Annotated in this window: 19 protein-coding genes; 7 read left to right on the top strand and 12 right to left on the bottom strand. The window is 45.5% G+C overall.

The features are described from left to right. Positions 1 to 68 precede the first annotated feature (68 nt). The 3 genes from ATB74_RS13770 to ATB74_RS13760 all read right to left on the bottom strand — a co-directional run bounded on the left by ATB74_RS13770 (position 69) and on the right by ATB74_RS13760 (position 2,750). Entirely contained in the window at positions 69 to 1,166 is a 1,098-nt protein-coding gene (locus ATB74_RS13770) for an alkene reductase (RefSeq protein WP_061018927.1), read from the bottom strand. A 14-nt stretch (positions 1,167 to 1,180) separates the two neighbouring features. Then, positions 1,181 to 1,558 (bottom strand): lactoylglutathione lyase, encoded by a 378-nt coding sequence (gloA, locus tag ATB74_RS13765; RefSeq protein ID WP_060982874.1) that lies wholly within the window; start codon positions 1,556 to 1,558, stop codon positions 1,181 to 1,183. Positions 1,559 to 1,814: 256 nt separating this feature from the next. Beyond that, the gene (locus ATB74_RS13760; RefSeq protein WP_061018926.1) at positions 1,815 to 2,750 is read right to left on the bottom strand and encodes a LysR family transcriptional regulator; all 936 of its coding nucleotides are present in this window, start codon (positions 2,748 to 2,750) and stop codon (positions 1,815 to 1,817) included. 1,030 nt (positions 2,751 to 3,780) lie between these two features. Between ATB74_RS13760 and ATB74_RS13755 the strand changes: the two genes are divergently transcribed. The 4 genes from ATB74_RS13755 to ATB74_RS13740 all read left to right on the top strand — a co-directional run bounded on the left by ATB74_RS13755 (position 3,781) and on the right by ATB74_RS13740 (position 8,394). After that, positions 3,781 to 4,407: a hypothetical protein gene (locus ATB74_RS13755; RefSeq protein WP_061018925.1), complete on the top strand. Its 627-nt coding sequence runs from the start codon at positions 3,781 to 3,783 to the stop codon at positions 4,405 to 4,407. Next, on the top strand, positions 4,407 to 5,396 hold the full coding sequence (locus tag ATB74_RS13750) for an efflux RND transporter periplasmic adaptor subunit (protein ID WP_059020979.1): 990 nt from the start codon (positions 4,407 to 4,409) through the stop codon (positions 5,394 to 5,396). Before ATB74_RS13755 ends, ATB74_RS13750 begins: the two co-directional genes overlap by 1 nt. A 365-nt stretch (positions 5,397 to 5,761) precedes the next feature. Beyond that, complete coding sequence (locus tag ATB74_RS13745; protein WP_061018924.1) at positions 5,762 to 7,738, top strand: alkyl sulfatase dimerization domain-containing protein; 1,977 nt, start codon at positions 5,762 to 5,764, stop codon at positions 7,736 to 7,738. A gap of 167 nt (positions 7,739 to 7,905) precedes the next feature. Then, positions 7,906 to 8,394 (top strand): hypothetical protein, encoded by a 489-nt coding sequence (locus ATB74_RS13740; protein ID WP_061018923.1) that lies wholly within the window; start codon positions 7,906 to 7,908, stop codon positions 8,392 to 8,394. Positions 8,395 to 8,484: 90 nt separating this feature from the next. On the opposite strand, the gene cyoE is transcribed toward ATB74_RS13740, so the two are convergent. The 7 genes from cyoE to ATB74_RS13705 form a co-directional block, all read right to left on the bottom strand. Continuing rightward, the gene (cyoE, locus tag ATB74_RS13735) at positions 8,485 to 9,357 is read right to left on the bottom strand and encodes a heme o synthase (protein ID WP_061018922.1); all 873 of its coding nucleotides are present in this window, start codon (positions 9,355 to 9,357) and stop codon (positions 8,485 to 8,487) included. 8 nt (positions 9,358 to 9,365) lie between these two features. Next, complete coding sequence (cyoD, locus tag ATB74_RS13730; RefSeq protein WP_061018921.1) at positions 9,366 to 9,677, bottom strand: cytochrome o ubiquinol oxidase subunit IV; 312 nt, start codon at positions 9,675 to 9,677, stop codon at positions 9,366 to 9,368. Beyond that, positions 9,677 to 10,312 (bottom strand): cytochrome o ubiquinol oxidase subunit III, encoded by a 636-nt coding sequence (gene cyoC, locus ATB74_RS13725; RefSeq protein WP_347876250.1) that lies wholly within the window; start codon positions 10,310 to 10,312, stop codon positions 9,677 to 9,679. The genes cyoD and cyoC overlap by 1 nt, the downstream gene beginning before the upstream one ends. After that, entirely contained in the window at positions 10,284 to 12,371 is a 2,088-nt protein-coding gene (gene cyoB, locus ATB74_RS13720) for a cytochrome o ubiquinol oxidase subunit I (RefSeq protein WP_061018919.1), read from the bottom strand. Before cyoB ends, cyoC begins: the two co-directional genes overlap by 29 nt. A gap of 5 nt (positions 12,372 to 12,376) precedes the next feature. Continuing rightward, entirely contained in the window at positions 12,377 to 13,273 is an 897-nt protein-coding gene (gene cyoA / locus ATB74_RS13715; protein WP_081090120.1) for a ubiquinol oxidase subunit II, read from the bottom strand. A 765-nt stretch (positions 13,274 to 14,038) separates the two neighbouring features. Then, positions 14,039 to 17,137 (bottom strand): efflux RND transporter permease subunit, encoded by a 3,099-nt coding sequence (locus tag ATB74_RS13710; RefSeq protein ID WP_061018918.1) that lies wholly within the window; start codon positions 17,135 to 17,137, stop codon positions 14,039 to 14,041. Positions 17,138 to 17,145: 8 nt separating this feature from the next. After that, positions 17,146 to 18,267, bottom strand: coding sequence for an efflux RND transporter periplasmic adaptor subunit (locus tag ATB74_RS13705; RefSeq protein ID WP_061018917.1), 1,122 nt, complete (start codon positions 18,265 to 18,267; stop codon positions 17,146 to 17,148). 236 nt (positions 18,268 to 18,503) lie between these two features. Here ATB74_RS13705 and ATB74_RS13700 point away from each other — a divergent pair, with 236 nt between their 5' ends. Next, a complete protein-coding gene (locus ATB74_RS13700) occupies positions 18,504 to 19,118 on the top strand; it encodes a TetR/AcrR family transcriptional regulator (protein ID WP_061018916.1) in 615 nt (204 codons plus the stop codon). A 28-nt stretch (positions 19,119 to 19,146) separates the two neighbouring features. Here the strand turns inward: ATB74_RS13700 and ATB74_RS13695 are convergent, their stop codons facing one another. Then, a complete protein-coding gene (locus tag ATB74_RS13695) occupies positions 19,147 to 20,058 on the bottom strand; it encodes a LysR family transcriptional regulator (RefSeq protein ID WP_061018915.1) in 912 nt (303 codons plus the stop codon). Between the two features lie 156 nt (positions 20,059 to 20,214). Here ATB74_RS13695 and ATB74_RS13690 point away from each other — a divergent pair, with 156 nt between their 5' ends. Together ATB74_RS13690 and ATB74_RS13685 are read left to right on the top strand one after the other, a co-directional pair. Beyond that, positions 20,215 to 20,520, top strand: a complete 306-nt coding sequence (locus ATB74_RS13690) for a monooxygenase (RefSeq protein WP_061018914.1) — start codon at positions 20,215 to 20,217, stop codon at positions 20,518 to 20,520. Between the two features lie 73 nt (positions 20,521 to 20,593). Further along, a complete protein-coding gene (locus ATB74_RS13685) occupies positions 20,594 to 20,968 on the top strand; it encodes a hypothetical protein (protein WP_061018913.1) in 375 nt (124 codons plus the stop codon). A gap of 126 nt (positions 20,969 to 21,094) precedes the next feature. On the opposite strand, the gene ATB74_RS13680 is transcribed toward ATB74_RS13685, so the two are convergent. Then, positions 21,095 to 21,613 (bottom strand): lipocalin family protein, encoded by a 519-nt coding sequence (locus ATB74_RS13680; RefSeq protein WP_061018912.1) that lies wholly within the window; start codon positions 21,611 to 21,613, stop codon positions 21,095 to 21,097. Between the last annotated feature and the right edge of the window lie 47 nt (positions 21,614 to 21,660).

Below are 21,660 nucleotides of genomic sequence, written 5' to 3'. Positions count from 1 at the left end.
GGTTGCTTTTTATAAACATTCAACAGGATCAAGATACTATCTCAATAATCTGCTTCAAGCAGCTGTTTTTAGCCTGCGTATTCTGGGTAGTCTGTTAACCCCTTTTCAGCACCACCAAACAGTGTATTTGGATCGTGCGCTGCTAGCGGGTAACCATTTTGAATACGAGCTGGTAAATCTGGGTTAGCTACGAACGGACGACCAAAGCCAACCATGTCAGTTACACCTTCAGCAACGGCTTTTTCGCCACGCTCGCTATCGTATTTACCCGCATAAATAAGGACACCATCGTAAGCTTCACGAACTGCCGCTTTAAATACTTTTGGCGTTTCAGGTGCATCGTCCCAATCAACTTCTGCAATGTGCAGGTAAACAATTTTATATAGGTTAAGTAGTGCTGCCGCTGCTGTATAAGTTTCGACTGGCGTAGCGTCAACCGTCCCATTCAACGATGTGAACGGAGCAAGGCGTACACCAACACGTTCAGCACCAATCGCTTCAACCATAGCTTCAACCACTTCGCCTAGGAAGCGTAAACGGTTTTCAATTGAACCACCGTATTCGTCAGTGCGGTTGTTTGCTTCAGAATCGATGAATTGGTTGATTAAGTAACCATTCGCAGCGTGAAGTTCGATGCCATCAAAGCCTGCTTCAATCGCGTTCAAAGCCGCTTTGCGATACTGTTCAACCACTTGTTTGATGTCTTCTTTGGTCATCTCACGAGGTTCAACCACATCCACAAAACCCGGTTCATCAGTGCCGTTATCGATGAATACTTTTACGTTTTCTGCTTTAAGTGCAGAAGACGAGATTGGCTGTTCACCACCGATGTTGTCTGGGTGTGTTACACGGCCTACATGCCAAAGTTGAGCGAAGATAACGCCCTCTTTTTCATGTACAGCATCGGTGACTTTCTTCCAACCAGCAATCTGCTCATCAGAATAGATACCCGGAGTCCAAGCGTAACCTTGGCCCATAGGTGAAATTTGTGTGCCTTCCGCAATAATCAAACCTGCAGAAGCGCGTTGAGCGTAGTAAGCCGCCATCATGTCGTTTGCTGAATTACCAGGTTGCGTTGCACGAGAACGCGTCATCGGTGGCATAACAATACGGTTTTTAAGCTCGAGATTACCAAGTTGAATTGGTTGAAATAGTGCGTTTGTCATTGTTATATCCTCGATTAACCTAGTTGAATCAGTTCGATTTGGTAGCCGTCTGGGTCAGTAATAAAAGCAATATGGGTTGAACCGCCTTTCACTGGACCCGCTTCGCGAGTGACGTTGCCACCTAGCAATTTGATCTTGTCGCATGCTGAGTAAATATCTTCTACACCCAATGCCAGATGACCAAACGCGCTGCCCATCTCGTACTCGTTAGTATCCCAGTTGTACGTTAGCTCGATAGTCGTGCCACCTTGCTCGTAGCCAACAAAAACCAATGTGTAGCGGTAGTCTTTGTTTTCATGGCGTTCAAGTTCCTTCATTCCCAATACCTTGGTGTAGAACTCGATAGACTTGTCTAAATCAGTAACTCGGATCATTGTGTGTAGGAATTTCATATTTCGCCCTTGATACTTTAATCTCAGCCTCGTCGCATAAAGCTAACTCGTCGTATGAAGCTAAGTAGTGTTCGTTGAGGTTAACCTTGAGGCCACCTATTTCTCTGTTGTTAGGTATATTACTGAACACACACAAATCAGTGAAATTATTAAAAATTCTCATTTTAATAATTTTTTGTTATTAAAGTATTGGCTAGTACCAACTAAGCGACACAAAAAAGGGAAGCCAATGCTCCCCTTAGATTTCGACTCTCAATTAAAACCGCAAACGCCTATCTTTAAGCGTTTTAGACATCGCATCAGACGTATTAATCACTTGCTCTCGAAACCATTTATGAGCGGGGTCGCTATTCTGCTTCTTCAACCAAATCAGGTAGTGAGACATTTGCTCATAATCAAACGGAGGCTTAAAGAGTTGTAAGCCGAGCCTCTCTTGGAACTGTAGAGCCATAGAGAGTGGAACCACCGTAATATAATCCGACTGACTACAGAGCAAGATATTGCTAAACAACGATCGTCCGTGAAATGCGATTTTACGTTTAGTTAAATCCAAAGAAGTATAATGACTCAAGCTGCGTACTTTACGGCGAGTTCGGTCTAATACAGCATGCTTTTCACTCATAAACTGTGCTTCACTGATCTCTCCTTGAATACGAGGATGCCCCGAACGACACACAATGGCAAAGTCTCCCTGATACAAGGTTTCACTCGCAATACTTGGATGCTCAGGAACGACAATCTCAATCATGGCATCGAACTCTTGAGTTAAAAGATCTTCATAGATGCGATCATCGCTGTCAGGTTGATCAAACACTTCTAGCGACAAATTTTGATTAGGAAGCGCCGCAAAGCTATCGAGCAGTACCCACTGAAGATGCTCGGGACAAGAGATAACAAACTTACGTTCAGAGCTTTGCTCATCAAAGCTAGCCATCGATTGAAAGACACCGTTAAGTTCATTGATCGGCGCTTTAATTTGTTCATACAAGCTTTGGGCATACGATGTAGGTACAACGCCACGTCCTTTACGAACAAAAAGCTCTTGGCCGATCTCTTTTTTTAAACGCGCTAATGCGGTACTGATGGTCGATTGATTAGTACTGAGTTGATCCGCAGCCTTACTCAAACTGCCCTGCTCCATCACCGCAGAAAACACGGCAAGTAGGTTGAAGTTGGGAATGTCATTGCTCATATATCATTACTCACTAGGCGACCATGAGCACTATGCTATCGTAAAAACGATTAAATAAAATAACAATCCCTCGTTTGACGTCGCAAATTGAGACAGTAGCACCCCTTCATACCGATCACTTTTAAAGAAGGGCCTCATCGATGAGTGATTCTCCAATAACAACGAAAAAATGCACAATTGTCTCGTTTGTCATGACACTGTGTTGAGTGCCATTGAGATATACATTTGAGTAACTAGCGCTACAATATTTCAAATTGAATCCTCGACGAAGGGAGCTTATCTAAAAACCAAACCCATATACTTGCCACATCATCGGTATAATTTCCTAACCTTTAGTGAATATTTTTCCGACGGGCAAAACTTATATCAGTCATCTATAATTCATTATTCATATTCATCACTCTTTCTATTGTAAAAACCGTGTAAAAATATTAATTTCGATGAATTACTTATTGATGCTTTTATTAGTCATTTCATTGATCCAAACCAATTTAACTAGCGATGTTTTAAAGCCGAATTTGAGCGCTAGCAAATAATTCGACCTACCGATTTAAAGCGGGACCAACCTATCGTAATTACGATATTATCAAATCGTAATTCTGGGTAGATACTGCTCAAAACTCTTCCTATTATCCTGCCAACAAATCAATTCTTAGCCCAAACAGAATGCTGACAAATGTTTTACGACACTTTGTCAATTGCCATGGAAGCCCCCTCGACAGACGAGGAATTACACGTAAAGAAGACAATAGCTAAAAGAACGCGTCAAATATTTCGTTCGATAGCTCATAGTCATTCAACCTGCGTTTCAGGCTAACAATAAGAATTGGTTTGTAGGGAAGCATATTCGCTTCTTGATACCGAGAATCGGTTGTCTGGACTGAGTAGTATCACTTTAAATACCATCTATTACTTTTGTTTATTATGCGCACCAATCTACCCACATAATAGACATCTACTTTTTAAGATGTCGTTAAAAGTTAGACTTCTAGGCTGCAAATTCTCTCTTCTTATTGATGTAGGTTGAGATATGAACTTTATTAAAATCGTTTTCCAGAAAATCTGGGCCGTTGTGATGGTCTTGATTAAATTCTGCCTGTTTATGGCGGTGATGTTTGCTGGTGCATGGGCTCTTGCACCGTTAGGCACAATCCATTCCAAAGACATCGACATGTCTCAATTCAACAATCATCCCAATGAAATGATGATGAACTTCTTCCAGATGGAGTCCTTCTCTGGCTACTTGTTCTCAGTGACCATCGCTGTGGTATTAGCCGGTGTTTACGGCATGTGGCAGTTGCATGAACTGGGTGTGCATAAAGCAAAAGAACACAAAAGCGCTCACGTTCAAATCGTGTTTGCACTGTCACTTTGCGGACTCTTCATCAGCAAAACATTCTGGGTTATCGCCTTGGTTATCGCATTGGCGAACTGGAAACATATTGGCCAATCACTGAGTGATGTAATTCGCCGTGGTGTACAGCCTAAACGAGACGCGAACAGTACAGAGGCCGCCGTAGTCCACGTATCACCTGAACAACCGGTAACAGAGCCGTCTCAAACCAAACAATCTCCAGTAGAACAGTCTCCAGAAGCTCAGCCTTCAAAAGAAAAGACTCCAACAAAACCATCCGCTACAGAAAAAGAGGTCGCATAATGAAAGAGATGATGATTCCATACATCCTAATTGTATGGTCACTGTTTGCGACAGGCGCACTTAAGAAGAACTTCAAGAACTACACCTGGGCTGCCATTGGCGGTGTAACGATTCTTGCAGTATTAGCAGTTATCTCTCGCTTGTGGGCACCCGTTGATTTAACCAACTCAACCACAGTCAAAGCACCACACGCGGTGATGTCACCTATCTTTGGTCAGCAGATCGACCAAGTGCTTGTTGAACACAACCAAATGGTTAAAGAAGGCGACGTAATTTACACACTCGTCGACATTGACTCTGCCGCAGACAAAGCAAAGATCGAATCTTCAATTGTTCAGAAAGAAGAAGAGATCAAGCAAATGGATCGCGACTTAGAGCGTGCTGAAACGTCACCTGAAATCTTCAATATGCGTGACGTAGAAAAGTACGACTCCGATCTTCGAGTACTGCACGCTGAACTTGTGTCGTTAAAAGCCGATCTACAAAAAGTAAATTGGGCGCAAGAGAAGAAAACCATTAGGGCTGAATTTGATGGTCAAGTCTCGATAGTGAACATTGCTGAAGGTTCTGTAATGGGTAACATGCACCTCTACAACACCAGCAAAAAGTTTCTTGAGATGCGTATTTCAGACCAAACTTACGGCTATGTTCAAGTAGGAGATTTCGCTGAATTCTTCGTTGATGCATACCCAGGTCACGTGTTCCGAGCAAAAGTACACAGCTTTAATGCCGGTACCGGTGAGTCGAGTATTTCTCCACTTCAGGGGCCACAAAGTGTCGGTCAACACGTAGTAAGAAACGGCAATGGTTTAGGTCGTACTATCGTACTTGAGATCATCGAACCAGAAGGTTACAACATCCCTATTGGTTCAACTGGCGCGGCTTGGATCTCGGCTGAGAAGCCACATCCGTTCTGGGGCTTCATCGATGTAATCGGGGCAGCAACGGTTCGTCTACAATCTTACAAGTCATACTTAGGTGCTTGGTAATACCTAGCCGCCTATTAGTACTAAAGATCTTGGTAAGAACTTAAGCGCTTAGTAAACGATTAGCTCTTGATAAACGAATAAGTATTCAATGATGTGACTGTTATTCACTCGTATAACAGTCACTCATGAACCTACTGCTAATTTCAAAACAAATGCCCCGAATTTCGGGGCATTTTTATATCTGTTGCAAGCTCATCTACTAATTGATTTAGATCAAGATAAATCGGCAATATAATCATTAGATAAGTAAAACATCGAAAAAGCGATAGATTGAAATCCTATTAGCGCGTAGATAACGACCTCTTCCACCTCTATCATTTGGCTCAAGAAATCCAATTCCTGTATCCAAATATAAGGTCACTACCATGACTAATACATTCAAAAAAATGGCGCTTCCTGTCGCTATCGCGAGCGCTCTACTTACTTCTGGCTTTGCATCTGCAACACCGATTGTAGAAGCGACATCGAAAGTAGGCCAAGAACTTCAGACAGCAAATGCTGCGCAATACCAAAACATTGACCTTGATGCTCGCTACAAAAGCGAGGTTCTATTCGAACACAAATCAAACATGTTCTGGGGCACTGGCGAGCGTATCCAAGTTGTTTCTAAAACTGGCCACTCTCTGGCTTACACAGAAGAATCTGACCACGTTCATCCAACTCTAACTAAGCATGGCCGAAAAATGGACCAAGCAATCATCAAAGTAGATGACAACATTTACCTTGGTTACGGTTTTGGTCTCGATACACCAGTAATGATTGAAGGCACTGACGGTATCATCATTGTTGATCCAGGTGAGTCGGTAGAAATGGCTCAATCGGTTAAAGAGCAGTTTCGTCAAATCACAGACAAGCCAGTTAAAGCAATCATCTACTCTCATAACCACATCGACCACATCTCAGGTGTGCGTGCATGGGTAACGGATGAAGAAGTGGCATCAGGTGAAGTGAAAATCATCGCAGAAGAAGGCCTAACCGCGGCAGTGGCTAACTGGTCTTCAAACCTAGGTACTCTATTTGGTCACCGTACTTCTTACACCGGCGCTAAGCACGTAGAAGAAGGCGAGCACGGAACAGTAAACGACGGCCTTGGTCCACGCTTCATGCAAGGTGCTATCTCGTTCATTGAACCAAACCTGCTTGTACCAAGCCAAAGCCACATCGAAATCGAAATTGCTGGCGTGAAAATGCACATCGAGAACGTGCCTTCTGAAACCAAAGATGAGCTAGTGGTTTACTTCCCAGAGCAAAAAATCCTGCACGCAGCTGAAGTACTTCAAGGTGAGAACTTCCCCAACCTTCACACAATCCGTGGAACTAAATTCCGTGATCCATCAATGTGGTTCAAGGGCATAGACGTAATGCGTAAGTTCGACACTGAGATCATGATTAACTCTCACGGTCGACCTGTTGAAGGTAAAGAAGCGGTATCTGACGTATTAACGGCTTATCGTGATGCGATTCAATACACCCATGACCAAACTATCCGTTACATGAACAAAGGTATGACGCCAGACGAGCTAGTTGAAGTAGTGAAACTTCCTAAGCACCTTGCAGAGCACCCTTGGTTAGGTGAGCACTACGGTACTGTTGCACACGCCGTGCGTCAGATTTACGTAGGTTACAACGGTTTCTTCGAAGCGGATCCATGGCAGTTAGAGCCTATGGCTTACGAGCAACGCGCTAAAGCATTCGTAGAGATCATGGGCGGTCGAGACAATATCCTTACGACTGCACAAGCAGCAATTAAGGCAGAAAACTACACATTTGCAGCAGAAATTCTTTCTTACCCAATCACGGTAAACAAGCAAGACATGGAAGCTCGCGAGATGAAAGCACAAGCTTACAAAGCATGGGCTGCAGACCAAGTGAACATCAACTGGCGTAACTGGGCGCTTAACGCGGCTGCTGAACTAGAGAACAAGCGTGACTTCTCTAACATGATCAGCTTTGCTTCTGTGGACGTTCTTACTGCGCTACCAAGCAATCAGATCTTCGACATGATGACTTCAACGCTTATCGCAGAAAACTCGTTAGACGTGAACATGATGCTAACGTACAACTTCTCTGATACGAACGAAGTATTCACTATCGAAATTCGTAACGGTATCGCTCAGTTACACGAAGAAGCAGTGAAAGGTGCAGACGTTCAAATCGACACCACTCGTGCAGTACTGAACCAAATTTTGATTGCGGGTCCAAACGCTCAACAAGTGATTGGTACTAACCTACAGTCTGGTACATTCAAGTTCTCGAATGGCGACATCAAAGGCTTCGGTCAATTCATGAGCTACTTCGATAAGCCAATGACTCCAGAAGAGATCATGCTCATCGTTCGTTAATTGGATATACACTAATCAAAGGCAGCTAAGGATAGCGAGTCGATAACTTAGGGACCCATTGTGGTCCCTTTATCGTTTATTTGTTGGTACAGTTCGCAACCTTCACTCAACGCTCTAGGTCTATTGTTAGAGTAAGGAAACTGCCCTACTTCGTTTAAGGTTCACACATGCTAAAACGTTTTGTTCTATTGCTTTCACTCAGTTCTTCTCTGGTATTAGCTTGCGGCTTACACCAAGAAACCGGATTTAGTTTAGTGACAGAGCCCGGTTCACTAGAGGTATTTGGCAATGTCATCACAGCCAGACAAGACGATGAATTCAACAACCTCAATAAACCCGATCACTTTCGACTCTTTGCCATCAAAGCTGCGCTTACCAAGTCCCACCCAAGCAAAATTGAGTTCAACCTATTCGAAGCGATTAAAGGTCATTACAGCCAAGTGAAATTTGAGAAGGGTGTCGATGTGTCAGGCAGAGATACTTTGCCTACCGAGGAAGATCTATTACTGATTACGGAACTCGATGTGTTCGATGCGCTAGCAACTGGCACCATCTCTTGGGATCACGCGACACTAAACGGCCTAGTGATAATCAACGGCCCACAAGATAAACGAGAGCAACTTGAAGATTGGCTTGGTGATATTTTTGAAGGGTAATAGCTTAAAGCAGAACAGATAAAGCGGAACAGATAAAAGGTCGTCAAACCCTCGGACTTCAGAACATGAGGGTTTGACGACAAACTTAAATCAAAAAAACATAGGCAGTGGAATCAACTCCAGTCCCAGCACGCCACTGATACTCATCACCACCAGCAGAGAGACCTTGAAGACCGTCTTTGACCACTGGATGTAGTTAAGGCAATCGACTTTGCGGAAGGTCACCTTGGTCCACATAAAGCAAACTGCTGCCGATACCGCTAGGTACTCATAACCCGCCTCTCCGAGTAGGAAAAGCGCCAATGAGACTGCGCCAAACGCCACGACATACGCTTTCATGTGTTGATGTGCTTTGTCGACGCCCTCTTTCACCGGTAACACTGGAATGCCTGCATCTCGGTAATCTTGAAGGCGAAACATCGCGATCGCGTACGAATGTGGCATTTGCCATAAGCAGAACATCACAAACAATAAAACCGCTTCAAGGCTGATGTAATTCGTCACCGCCAAGTAGCCCACTAACGGCGGAACCGCTCCCGAAATACTGCCGACTAAAGTGCCGTAAACCGATGTACGCTTGTACCACATGGTGTAGAAAAAGACGTAAAACACATAGCCAAGCAACACCATGACCGCAGAGATCGGATTAGCGAACTGAAACAGCAGTGCTGTGCCTGAGAGCAGTAAAACCAAGGCATAAACGAACGCGACGTCTGTATTGATGTTGCCCTGAACCAATTCTCGATTTTGTGTGCGCTTCATCTTTTGGTCGATGTCTCGATCAAAGATGTTATTCACCACACAACCTGATGCAATCACAAGTCCCACACCCGCTAATGTTGTCAGTAACAACATCGCATTGGCTGGTTCTGTTTTTGCGGCAAGGAAGAACCCCGCCGCAACAGAAATCAGGTTGCCGAAAATGATGCCCGGTTTGGTGATAGACAGATATCTTTTCAGCATACCCTAGCCTACAACTTCATGTTGACGTTCATGTTGTAGATGATCCATACCGAGCCAGCGATAAGAATCAATACAACAATGGCGGTAAACATCAGTGACACCAAGTTCCAACGCCCATCGGTAGATTTCGCTTCCATGTGCAAGAAGTACTTAAAGTGCACAAAGATTTGCACCAGCGCACAGCCGAACAAGATCACGTAAGTTTCTGCGCTTGGTAGCGCATGCGCCCACACGATGTAGAACGGAATAATGGTGAGAATCAGTGACGCAATAAAGCCTTTCACATAATCCGTTGCACCGCTGTCTAGATGCTGTTCCATTACATCACCCCCATTAAGTACACGATGGTAAATACACAAATCCAAACAATATCAAGGAAGTGCCAAAACAGGCTTAAGCACTGGAAGCGCATCGACATGTTGTCGTTCAATCCTTTGGTTGAAAGCTGGTGATACGCCACCGCCATCCAGATCAGACCGAACGTTACGTGCAAACCGTGTGTACCAACCAAGGTAAAAAACGCAGAAAGGAACGCACTCTCTTGAGGACCATAGCCTTCTGCAAGCAGGTGATGGAATTCATACACTTCCATACAGATAAAGGCCAAGCCCAATACGAAAGTCACTTTGATCCATCGCTTCAGTCCGGTCACGTCTTTGCGCTTCATTGCAATCATGCCAAAACCAAAGGTGATACTACTGAACAGCAGCATCATGGTTTCGACAAATACGAACGGCAGTTCAAAGATATCTTTGCCTGTCGGCCCTGCGATAGATCCACTCTCAAGCACGGCATAGGTCGCGAAAAGCGTGGCAAACAGGACACAGTCACTCATCAAGTAAACCCAGAAGCCAAACAACTTGTTACCCGCGGCTTCGTGGTGATGATCATGCGAGTGTGCAAGATCATAAGTGTGTGACGGAGTATTAGCTTGCATACGTCGTCTCCAAATCATCTTTATTGTCGTTGTTATCACTGTCTGCATCACTGTCAGCGCTGTTACCACGACCAGAATGGTCGCCTTTCACTGACTGTTTCTTCGCTTCTTCAAGCTGTGCACGTCGAGCCGCTTCAATCGCTTTGATCTCTTCAACTTCCACGTAGTAATCCACATCGTCGTTGTAGCTGTGTTGAATACACGTCACCACGATACCCACTAGGCTTGCAGCTGCTAACCACCAGATGTACCAGATCATCGCGAAGCCAAATGCCAACGCCCATGCAGACACATAAATGCCTGTCGGTGTGTTCTTCGGCATGTGAATACGTTCGTATTCTTCCTCCTGAGTTGGATCAAACTCACCACTTTGCTTTTGATACCAGAACGAATCGATCTCATCGCCCTTAGGCAATTTCGCAAAGTTGTAGAACGGCGGTGGTGAAGACGTTGCCCATTCGAATGTACGTCCACCCCATGGGTCGCCCGTTAGATCTCGGTTTTGGTCACGGTCACGAACACTCACGTAAATCTGTACGAATTGACACACAACACCCATCGCAATCACGCCCGTACCTGCAGCTGCAACCGCCAGTAGTGGGAAGAATTCAGGGTTAATGTCTTGGCTCAAACGACGCGTCATGCCCATAAAGCCCAGAGCGTAAAGCGGCAAGAACGCCATCAAGAAACCGATGATCCAGCAGTAGAATGCGCGTTTACCCCAAAGCTCGTTCAGAGTGAAACCGGTCGCTTTCGGGAACCAGTAACCAATCGCTGCAAAACAACCGAACACAACGCCACCAATGATTACGTTGTGGAAGTGCGCAATCAGAAATACAGAGTTATGCAGAATGAAATCTGCGCCCGGTACCGCCATCAATACGCCCGTCATACCACCAACGGTAAAGGTAATTAGGAAGCCCACTGTCCACATCATTGGCGTGGTAAAACGGATGCGTCCTTTGTACATGGTGAATAGCCAGTTGAAGATCTTAACCCCGGTTGGGATAGAGATAATCATGGTCGCGATGCCGAAGAAGGCATTCACATTGGCGCCAGAACCCATGGTGAAGAAGTGATGCAGCCAAACCACAAACGCTAGAATAGTGATGGCCACTGTCGCCCATACCAACGAGGTATAACCAAACAGTTTTTTGCGTGAGAAGGTTGCTGTCACTTCAGAGAACACACCGAAGATAGGCAAGATTAGGATGTACACCTCTGGGTGACCCCATGCCCAAATCAGGTTCACATACATCATCACGTTGCCACCAAGATCATTGGTGAAGAAGTGCGTGCCGATGTATCTATCCAAAGTCAGTAACGCGATGGTTACCGTTAGGATTGGGAAAGAGATGATGATCAGAATGTTGGCACACAGCGATGCCCACGTGAATACTGGCATCTTCATCATTGGCATTGACGGAGTACGCATGCGCAAAATGGTCGCGAAGAAGTTCACGCCCGTTAACGTGGTACCCACACCGGATATTTGCAGCGCCCATATCCAATAATCGACACCCACTCCCGGACTTGCCTCAATACCAGACAGCGGCGGATACGCCAACCAACCCGTACGACCAAACTCACCTAAGCCCAGTGACATGTTGGTTAGGATAATCCCCACCACAAACAGCCAGAAGCTCAAGTTATTCAGGTAAGGGAATGCAACATCACGAGCACCAATTTGCAGCGGCACGATGATGTTCATCAAGCCGATAACCAATGGCATCGCTACGAAGAAAATCATGATCACGCCGTGAGCCGTGAAGATCTGGTCGTAGTGATGTGGCGGTAAATAGCCCGTCTCACCAGCTGCAGAAAGCAATTGCTGACTGCGCATCATTACCGCATCGGCAAAACCACGAACTAACATCACCATCGCCACAGCAATGTACATGAAGCCCAATTTTTTGTGGTCTACAGAAGTGAACCATTCATTCCAAAGGTATTGCCACTTACCGGCTTTGGTTACCGCGTACACCACTAAGCTGCCCACTAAAGCGATCATGGTTAACGTGACCAAAATAATGGGTTCGTGGTAGGGAATTGAGTCTAGAGTTAATCTTCCAAACATGACGATTATCCTTGGGTTTCCGGCAGACAGTTCATTGAACCAGGGTGCTGGGTCACGACATCAGTGAATAAAAATGGTGGGATACTGGAGAACAAAGTCACAGGCTCAGCCACACTTGGCGCGGCCAATGAACGGAACTGCTCCCAATCTTCAATACGATCAGGACTAGCTTTCACTTTCTCTACCCAGTTTAAAAACGCCACTTGATCAGGCATGGCCGATGCGGTGAATTTCATCTGAGAGAACCCTTTGCCACTGTAGTTCGAAGCAAAGCCTTTGAAGTCACCTTCGTGGTTTGCAATCAAATTCAACTTAGTCACCATTCCCGGCATCGCGTAGATCTGCGAACCAAGACGCGGGATAAAGAACGCATTCATGATGTTGTCTGAAGTCAGCTTAAACGTCACCGGAACATCTTTCGGGAATGCAACATAGTTAACCGTCGCAATGTTTTGCTCCGGATAGATGAACAGCCATTTCCAGTCCAGAGAGACCACTTCGATCACCATGGGTTTAACGTCACTTTCCAGAGGCTTAGATGGCTCCAGTTCGTGAGTTGTTCGCCAAGTGATGGTGGCTAGAATCGCAATAATGATGATTGGAATTGTCCATACCACTATTTCAATTTTGGTTGAGTGCGCCCAGTCTGGTGCATACTCTTCCGTGGTATTGCTTTCGCGGTATCGGTAAGCAAAGTAGATGGTCATCAGAATCACTGGTATGACGACAATCAACATCAGCAACAGAGCCGTGATAATCAGCTCTTTTTCCTGAACGCCAACGCTACCTTTTGGGTCGAGCAATGCGGAGTTACATCCTTCGAGCATCAGAATGGTTCCCAGCAAACCAATCTTCGACAAACTTGTCCTCGATAACATGCGTTTATATCTTGAAGCTTCCATTAACTTTCTCGATGGTTATCCAGCCTCAGAACGAACGCCCGAGTACTGGTTGTCATGATCATTAGAATATTTATGTGTTGAGCATGTGAAACGCCGTATCTCAAAAAGCAATGCAATAAAGCCCGTTACTGCTGGGTTAAAACCACACAGAAAACATGACTTAATTGTTATACTTTGAAACACATTGTTACATTTGGCGCATTATGAAGAGTTGAATTTGAAAGCTCACCAAACAAACTTGGAAACTAACCTTCCATTTATGGATGCGAAAACTAAGAAGTAGAAGACGATTAAGACACACGACAGTAGCGTGCTACATGGATGGAGGTAGTGCTGACAAGGGATTTAGAAAAAGCAGATAAACACTCGCGCGCCACCAGACCTCAGAGCCAATTCAAGGTACATTAGAAAGAGTGAATAAATAGAAGTGTGACACCCGTCAAGATTGTGAATTCACATACTATCTACAAGGTATTCACTGGTTAGATTATTCAAAATACCCACTCATTCACCAGCAAGATAACCAAGCATTCATCGATGCACTAATGTGACGAATTGAAAGAATATTGTGGCTAACAGAAAGGATAATTTGACTAATTGAGAACGTAATAGCGGTGAAAAGAACAACAAAATGGTAGGAATTAGGATGAATTTGTCGAGAATAACAATGCCATAATCGAGCCAGATACGACTCGATGATGGGCAATTGAAGAGCAGTTAAATTGAAGAGACGTTAAATTAAAGATGCGTTAAATTGAAAAACAGTTATGCCGCTTGACTCACGATGGTTTTTCGTTGATTTCGAGTCATCAAATGATAAACCACAGGCACAAAGTAGAACGAAATAAGCGTGGTTAACACTGTACCGCCAACAATCGCGACCGCAAACGGAGGCCAGAAACCACCACCTGCAATGATCAACGGCATGAAGCCGCCCACGGTTGTAATCGTGGTTGAACTGATATGTCGAGTACACGACATAACGGCCTCAACGACTGCATCAACACTTCCAGAGGAAGCCTCTTTATCTAGCTTCAATTCCGTCAGAATCACAATGGCCGCGTTAATCGCCAAACCCGCAATCCCAAGCATCGCGATGATCACTGTAAAGCCGAACGGATAATCGAAGATCCATACCGACAACAGCCCTAGACCACCAGCCAATCCCGCCACCATGAAGATGATGCTACTCATTCGGAACGAGTTGAATGACATCACCACCACCAACACCATCAATACCACCACGACAGCGACGTTCGAGATGAGGCTGTTGACTGAATTATCTCGTTCAGCAGATTCACCACCAAAACCAATCGTATAGCCCGATGGCATCTGATAGCTTTCTAGGCGTTTTTGGAATTCATTGAGCACGGTTTGCGGCAATACACCCGCTTCAATATAACCCTCAATGGTATTCACACGTTGCCCATTTCTGCGGGTAATCGCACCTCGACTTGTGGTCAGTTCAAGCTCAGCCAAGGTAGACACATTGATACCCGTAGAATAGACATCAGAGCTTATCGGCAAACGAATATTACTCAGGTGCGCTAGGTTCTCACGCGCATCATCCGCCACACGAACACGGATTGGCACCGATTCACTTCCCTCAATCACCGAGCCACTTTCACGACCTGTCAGCGTAGTTTGCAGCATGCCAGCAAACTGGTTCAATGAAATACCATTCAGTTTTGCGGTATCTTCATCGACCTTCAACCACACCTTCGGCGTACCCGGTTGCAGGGTTTCCCTTGTGTGCGTGACATGAGGGACACCTGCCAGAATCAAGCGTACATCTTCACCAATCGCTTTTAGGGTATCGAGGTTTTCACCGTAAACACGCAGCTCCACTGGCGCAGTAAATGGAGGCCCTTGGTTGAGCTTACGTACCAAGATTTGTGCTTCCGGCACCTCTTTATCCAACACCTTTTGCAACTCAGGGATTAGTGCATTGGCTTGGTCAAAGTTCTCTGTTTTGACCATCGCTTGAGAGAAGTAAGGCGCATTATTTTGCCTTGCCTGCAAGTTGTAATAGAAAGATGGGAAGTTAGCGCCCACTAGCCAATCAATGCGTTCCACTTCTGGATAGCGATGAATAATGTCGTCTATTTTTTCAGAGGTATTTTGGGTCGCATAAATGCTGGCTTGAGGCGGCATGTACACCTGAATCTCAAACATGTCTCGGTCTGATGGCGGGAAGAACTGCTCAGTCAGTTGAGACATACTCCAGTAACCAGTAAATGGAACCAACAACACCAAAGCAATTGTGATGATTGGATGCGTGACACCAAAGCGGACAGAAGACGAGAACCAGCGTGTCAACGCCGGAATTCTTAGGCCGGTCATGTACCAGTGATGTTGCCCTTTCTTATCGACATCACTGAGTTGTTTCGGCAGTAGTTTGGTCGCCAAGCCTGCGATTAAGGTGTGCGAGATTATGTAAGAACCGATCAATGAGAAAGAAACGGTAATCGCAATACCACCGACAAATTCACCCGATGCACCCGGCATCAAAATAATCGGGGCAAACGCCAACACGGTAGTTAAGGTAGAGCCTAATAACGGCACCCATAAATGCTTCAATGCATTCATGGTCGCTTCAGCTCGCTGTTGCCCTTTCAAACGATAAGCTTGAATGGTATCAACCATCACCACCGCGTTATCGACCATGATCCCAAGCGCCACAATTAGGCCTGTCACCGACATTTGGTTAATCGGTACGCCAGTAATTTTCATGGTCGACAGGGTCAACAATGAGGTTAACGGCAGAGAAATTGCCACTAAGATTGCGGCACGCACGCCTAAAGTGACAAACAGAACAATCAAAATCAGACCGAAACCGATCATCAAGCTTTTGCCTAAATCGTCTAAGCGAGTCTCGGTATAACCTTGCTGATTAAACAGCACCGTCACCTTAACGTTACTTGGTAACTCTTGCTCAAACTTGCCAATCAGAGCATTAGCTCGTGATGTCCAATTATCAACTCGCAGATCAGGGTGCATTCTTGCCGCGACAATCACCCCCGGCTCACCATCAATAATCGCAATCTGATCTTGTGGGGTTTTCTCACCACGTTTCACAGAAGCAATGTCTTCCATACGGATGATGTGACCATTGCTGTCAGTGGCAATTGGCACTTGCTTGATACGTTCAATGGAGTCCAGCTCAGACTCAATTTCCAAACCAAAACGGGAATAGGCACTGACCAATTCTCCCGCAGAATTCTTGGCGTCGGCCCCTTCTAGCGATTCAGCGATATTGGCACTCGAACGCCCTAGAGCAGCGGCATCAACGGTTCTTAGGCTTATCTGGATTTCTTCTTGTGGCATCCCGTATTCATCAACGAATTCAGTACCCGACAAAGTTCGTAGTCGCTTAGCCAATTCTTTCGCATAGCGTCCGAGGGTTAATCGGTCAGGCTCGCCAGCACCAGACCAAGTCAGAGATGCGATGGTCGTGAAAGCATAGGTATGGTCACTATCGAGATCAGGAGAATGAGAGCCCGCAGGTAAAATTGATTCGATGTCAGATAACTTGTCGCGAGCTTGAGACCAGACGGGTTCTGGCTCGGTGATGGTGTCATTAAGTTCTAGCGTAACAATTGATACGCTCGGCCTAGAAGTCGAACTCACCAGTTTAACTTCACTCAGTTCACGCAGCTTATTCTCGATGACCTCAGTAACCAAGGTTTCAACACGCTCGGCACTGGCGCCGGGGAAACTGGTTGTGATGTTCGCATAACGGTTGATGATTACTGGGTCTTCTGCACGTGGCAAGGTCATGAACGCCGAAATGCCGCTCACCATCAGCAGTGCTGTCATCAAGATAAGCAGTCGCGTGTTGGAAATAGTCTCTATAATTTTCATACTATTACCTATTCAGCCGCGCTGACTGGTTTCACGACTTGACCCGGAACTAAGCGATGTAAGCCACTGGCAATTACTTGTTCACCGTCTTCAATCGCCCCACTCACATACGCTTGTTGATTGTTGGCAAACAACACCTGCACGCTTCTACGTTCGACCTTGTCGTCTTCACCAATCACAAAGATGTTCCACACCCCGCGTAAGCCATCAATCAAACCGGTTAATGGCACCCAGTAACCTTGCTCTTCAATCTGTTCATCAAATTTAAGGTAGGCAAGTTGCCCTTCCAATACCGAAGATTGCTCGGGGAACAGGTAGCGCAAACCCACACTGCGAGACTGTGTGTCGACCATTGCGCCGGGATTCAATAGCTCCACGGCATAATCTGTGCGCCCAACTCGGATGTTAGGCGAAGAAAGTGAGGTGACTTTTTGCATTTGGTGAGCAGGAATACCGATGAAGGCCTCTTTGCCCTCAGAAGCGAGCAGTGTAAGGGTTGGATTACCGACATTCACCACATCTCCGAGCGAGACAAAGCGCGTCGCGATGGTGCCAGAATAAGGCGCAAGCACTGTCGATTTCACCAATTTCAATTCATTGCCTTTTACCGATGCATCGATGCGTAGCAAGTTCGCCTGCAATACGCGCTGCTCACTGGTGAGAGAATCAATCTCCGCTTCGGCACTGAAGCCTTTCGCTTTCAAAGAACGTTGACGCTTTAAGTTAGCAGCAACAAGGCTCAACTGGGCTTTCACTTCTTCAGCCTGCGCTTTCAGTTGGCTAAACTCGGTTTCCAAAAGTTGAGTATCCAATCTGATCAACGGCTGACCGGTTGTGACTGTGTCACCGACATCCACCAGAATCTCATTGACCTTACCCGCCAATTCAAAACCCAAATTAGCCTGCTGCCCCGCCTTTACCACACCGACATATTCACGTTGTACTGCATACGATGGAGAGCGTTCCAAAGCGACAGTTTCCACTGTTAAGACTGTCGACGCTGCACTATTCGACTCCACTGCAGCATTATCTGCATCGGATGCTGTCTCGGCTTGTGTATTTTCACCACACCCGACAAGAAGAGTCGACAACGCCACTGCTACTGCACTTCCCTTCATCAATTTATACATACTTCCTGTTCCTATGCGGTACTCAATTATGTTCTTTTTTTAGACTAACCAAACCAAACTAGACTGTCTAGTTTGATTATGTTAAAAATAAGTTTCATGGTTAATGATTGATAAAACCATCACAAAAAGCATAATGCTTAACGCAAAACGAGACACTTATTACTGAGTATCACTAGGCACTAAGCAAAGAGACAAGCTAGGTAACGACCCAACACCAAGTAACGAGAAGCAAACACGTGACAAAAATCATCAAGAGTGAACAGAAGAGATCGCAGATCTTAACCGCAGCAAGTAAACTTTTCTCTGAACATGGCTTCAAGATCAATATGGATCAGATAGCAAAAGCAGCGAACGTTTCCAAGCAAACGGTCTACTCTCACTTTAAAAACAAAGACGAGCTTTTCGAAACCTGCATGCAAACCAAGTGTGCCGAGCGTGAACTCAGCCCTTCTGCTTTTGATATGAATGCCACTTTGGAAGAAGAATTAGTGAAGTTTGGTGTGAAGTTTCAAGATTTGTTACTTGATGAGCAGTCCAGACAGACCTTTCAAAATGCGGTGAGCCAATCCAACACGCACCCAGAGATCGCCTCTATCTATTTAGAGACCGGCCCTCAAAAAACCACCAAGTTACTCGCCGATTACCTGCAATCGAAAATAGATTCTGGTGACCTTACTCTGTCGACGTCTAGCTCACCGATCATTGCTGCTCGTCAACTACTGCTGATGTTTCATGGCAAATCAGCCTATTGGTCTTTCTTCGGTCATGATAGCGGTGAATCTGATGAGGAAAGGCTCAACTACACGCGCGAATGCGTTGCACTTTTCTTGAATGGAAACCAGCCTCGTTAATAGCTCAAAGCTAAGTATCTCATAGCACTTAGTCCGCATTCAGAGCTGACTCAAGCAGCAGTTCATAGAAACGTTTTGCGGCTGGGCCTGTCTTCGCCCCTTTTGGCAGAGTCAGGTGCAGCGGAACGTGATATCCACTGCCATTTTCGACATTGAGCACCGTCAGCTTATTTCTACCTCGACTTTCCACAATGTGCTTAGGCAATCGGCAATAACCCACGCCCTGCTCTACCGCGCCAAACGCATGGTCGAAATTATCCACCGTAATACGCTGACTCGACTTCAACCAACCCACATCCTTTTTGTTCCCTTGCTTTTTACTGCCTTGACTAACTTGAGCACCTAAATCTCGCACCACAATTTGCGGCAAAGACGACAGTTGATTCAACGACACAGAAGCAGCACTTGCTAACGGATGTGAACTCGCGACAACAGGCTCCATCATAGTAAAACCAAAAGCTTCAGCCGAGTGATTGGTGACAGGGAGGTTGATGATGGCAACATCAGCGAGCTCTTGAGTGACCATTTCAGTCGTCTTAGACAATGACGTTTCCATCACTTGTATTGATGTTGTGCTGTTCTCCGCCATAAATTGCGCCATCGGTTTGTATAGGCGTTCAAGACAACACAAATGATCCACGGCGACCACGATTTCAGATTCGACGCCTTTCGCCAGCTGTTCGCTGATAAGTTCCAACTCTCTCGCCTGTTCCAACATGCTGCTTGCACGGCGCAACAGTGATTTACCATCTTCCGATAGCACCGCCCGACGCCCTTCAACTTGCACCAAAGACACACCCAATTGATCCTCCAATTTTCTCAAAGCATAAATCAGCGTGGTGTGGCTCTTATTCAATTGTACTGCCGCCGCTTGAATACTGCCTGCACGGTCAATCTCGTAAAGGGTTTGCCATTGGTCGAGGGTGGTTTTCAATCTCATCGGTCTAAAATCCTGACAGTTAATAACTATATTATGAACTTTTCTGTCTGTTTTTTACAGGTAATATCTATTTCAACAGACAATCAAGCCTCCTATGTTTTGCGAAATGACCATCAGTCTCAGCGCAATACCAAATAACTGTTTGGAGAAATAACCATGAAATTATTACAAGTCGATTTTGAATTTAGCGGCCCATTTGGTGAAGAGATGTCAAACGCACTCGTCGATCTAGCAAAATCTATCAACAACGAACCGGGCATGATCTGGAAAATCTGGACAGAGAACGAAGCAGAAAAACTGGGGGGTGGCGTCTACTTATTTCAAGATCAGCCGAGTGCTGAAACCTATTTGGCGATGCATGCTGCTCGCTTGAAAGAGATGGGTGTGGAAGAAGTGCGTGGTGTGATTTTTGACGTTAATCAGCCTTTAACTACCATTAATAAAGGCCCAATCAACGCTTAACGCATCGCTCACTCCTGTATTGAGCAAAGAGATAGATTAGCGATATCACCAAGTTGAAAAAGAGAGCGACACAATGAACAACAAAACATTTTTGAGCCTGCACGGCATCATTTACGCAGTATTTGCCTTCGCGCTGTTTTTCCTACCCACCGTTATGTGGCCAATGTACGGCGTAGAGATCAATGATAAGTACGCTTACTTTCTCTCTCAACACACCAGTATCTTTTTGGGTGGTATCGCTGCAATAAGCTGGTTATTAAGAGATATTGAACCTGGCGTGTCCGCCAAAAAGCTCATTCAAGGCTTGGTTGCTACGAATATGCTTGGCGCCATCATCACATTGTATGCTGCATTCACCGGGGTCTTTGTTGGCTTTGGCTGGAGTGACCCGGCGTTCTTCCTATCACTATCGATACTCAGTGTTTTGCAGGTTCGTCGACAACGCTAGTTAGCCTACTAACTAGTGAGTACATAAAACAAAAAGGCACTGGTGAATTACTCATCGGTGCCTTTCTTCAATCACATCCAACTGCGCTCAAGAATCAAGCGTTAGAACTCTTCTCAAGAAATAGGCTTATTGGTCATGTTCCACGAAAATCAACTCATCAGTATTGAAGCCGCGCTCTTTCGACATCGCTTTGAATTTCTCCATCACCTCTGGCGCAACTTCTGGTGTTCTTGAAAGCAGCCATAAGTAATCGGTGTTTGGGCCAGAAACAAACGCGTATTGGTAGCCCTCTTTGTCCAATTCAAACACCACATAAGCTCCGTAGAAAGGGCCAAAGAACGACACCTTCAGATAACCCTGATCGCTGCCTTCGACAAAGTACGCCTTACCTTCCGCTTCGTTCCATTCTCCATCTTCATCCGAATAGCCACGGTTAATCACTTTCACGCCGCCATCATCGCGCAGGCTGTATTCAGCACTCACATTACTTAAGCCGCGCTCAAACGAGTGGTCTAAGCGAGCAACTTCGTACCATTTCCCTAAGTATCTATCCAATTCAAACTGTTGAACGGGCTTAACCGTTTCGGGCATTCCCACGCATCCACCCAATAAGATCATGCTAAGCAGCAATAATATTTTTTTCATCCTAACCTCGACTTGTTTTTATTAGTAGTTCGAGTAAGTCATGTGAC

It is taken from the genome of Vibrio splendidus (assembly GCF_001557875.1).
Classification (GTDB): Bacteria; Pseudomonadota; Gammaproteobacteria; order Enterobacterales; family Vibrionaceae; genus Vibrio; species Vibrio splendidus_F.
Note: the sequence above shows the minus strand (reverse complement) of the source record. Positions and strands in the feature narration are given on the sequence as shown.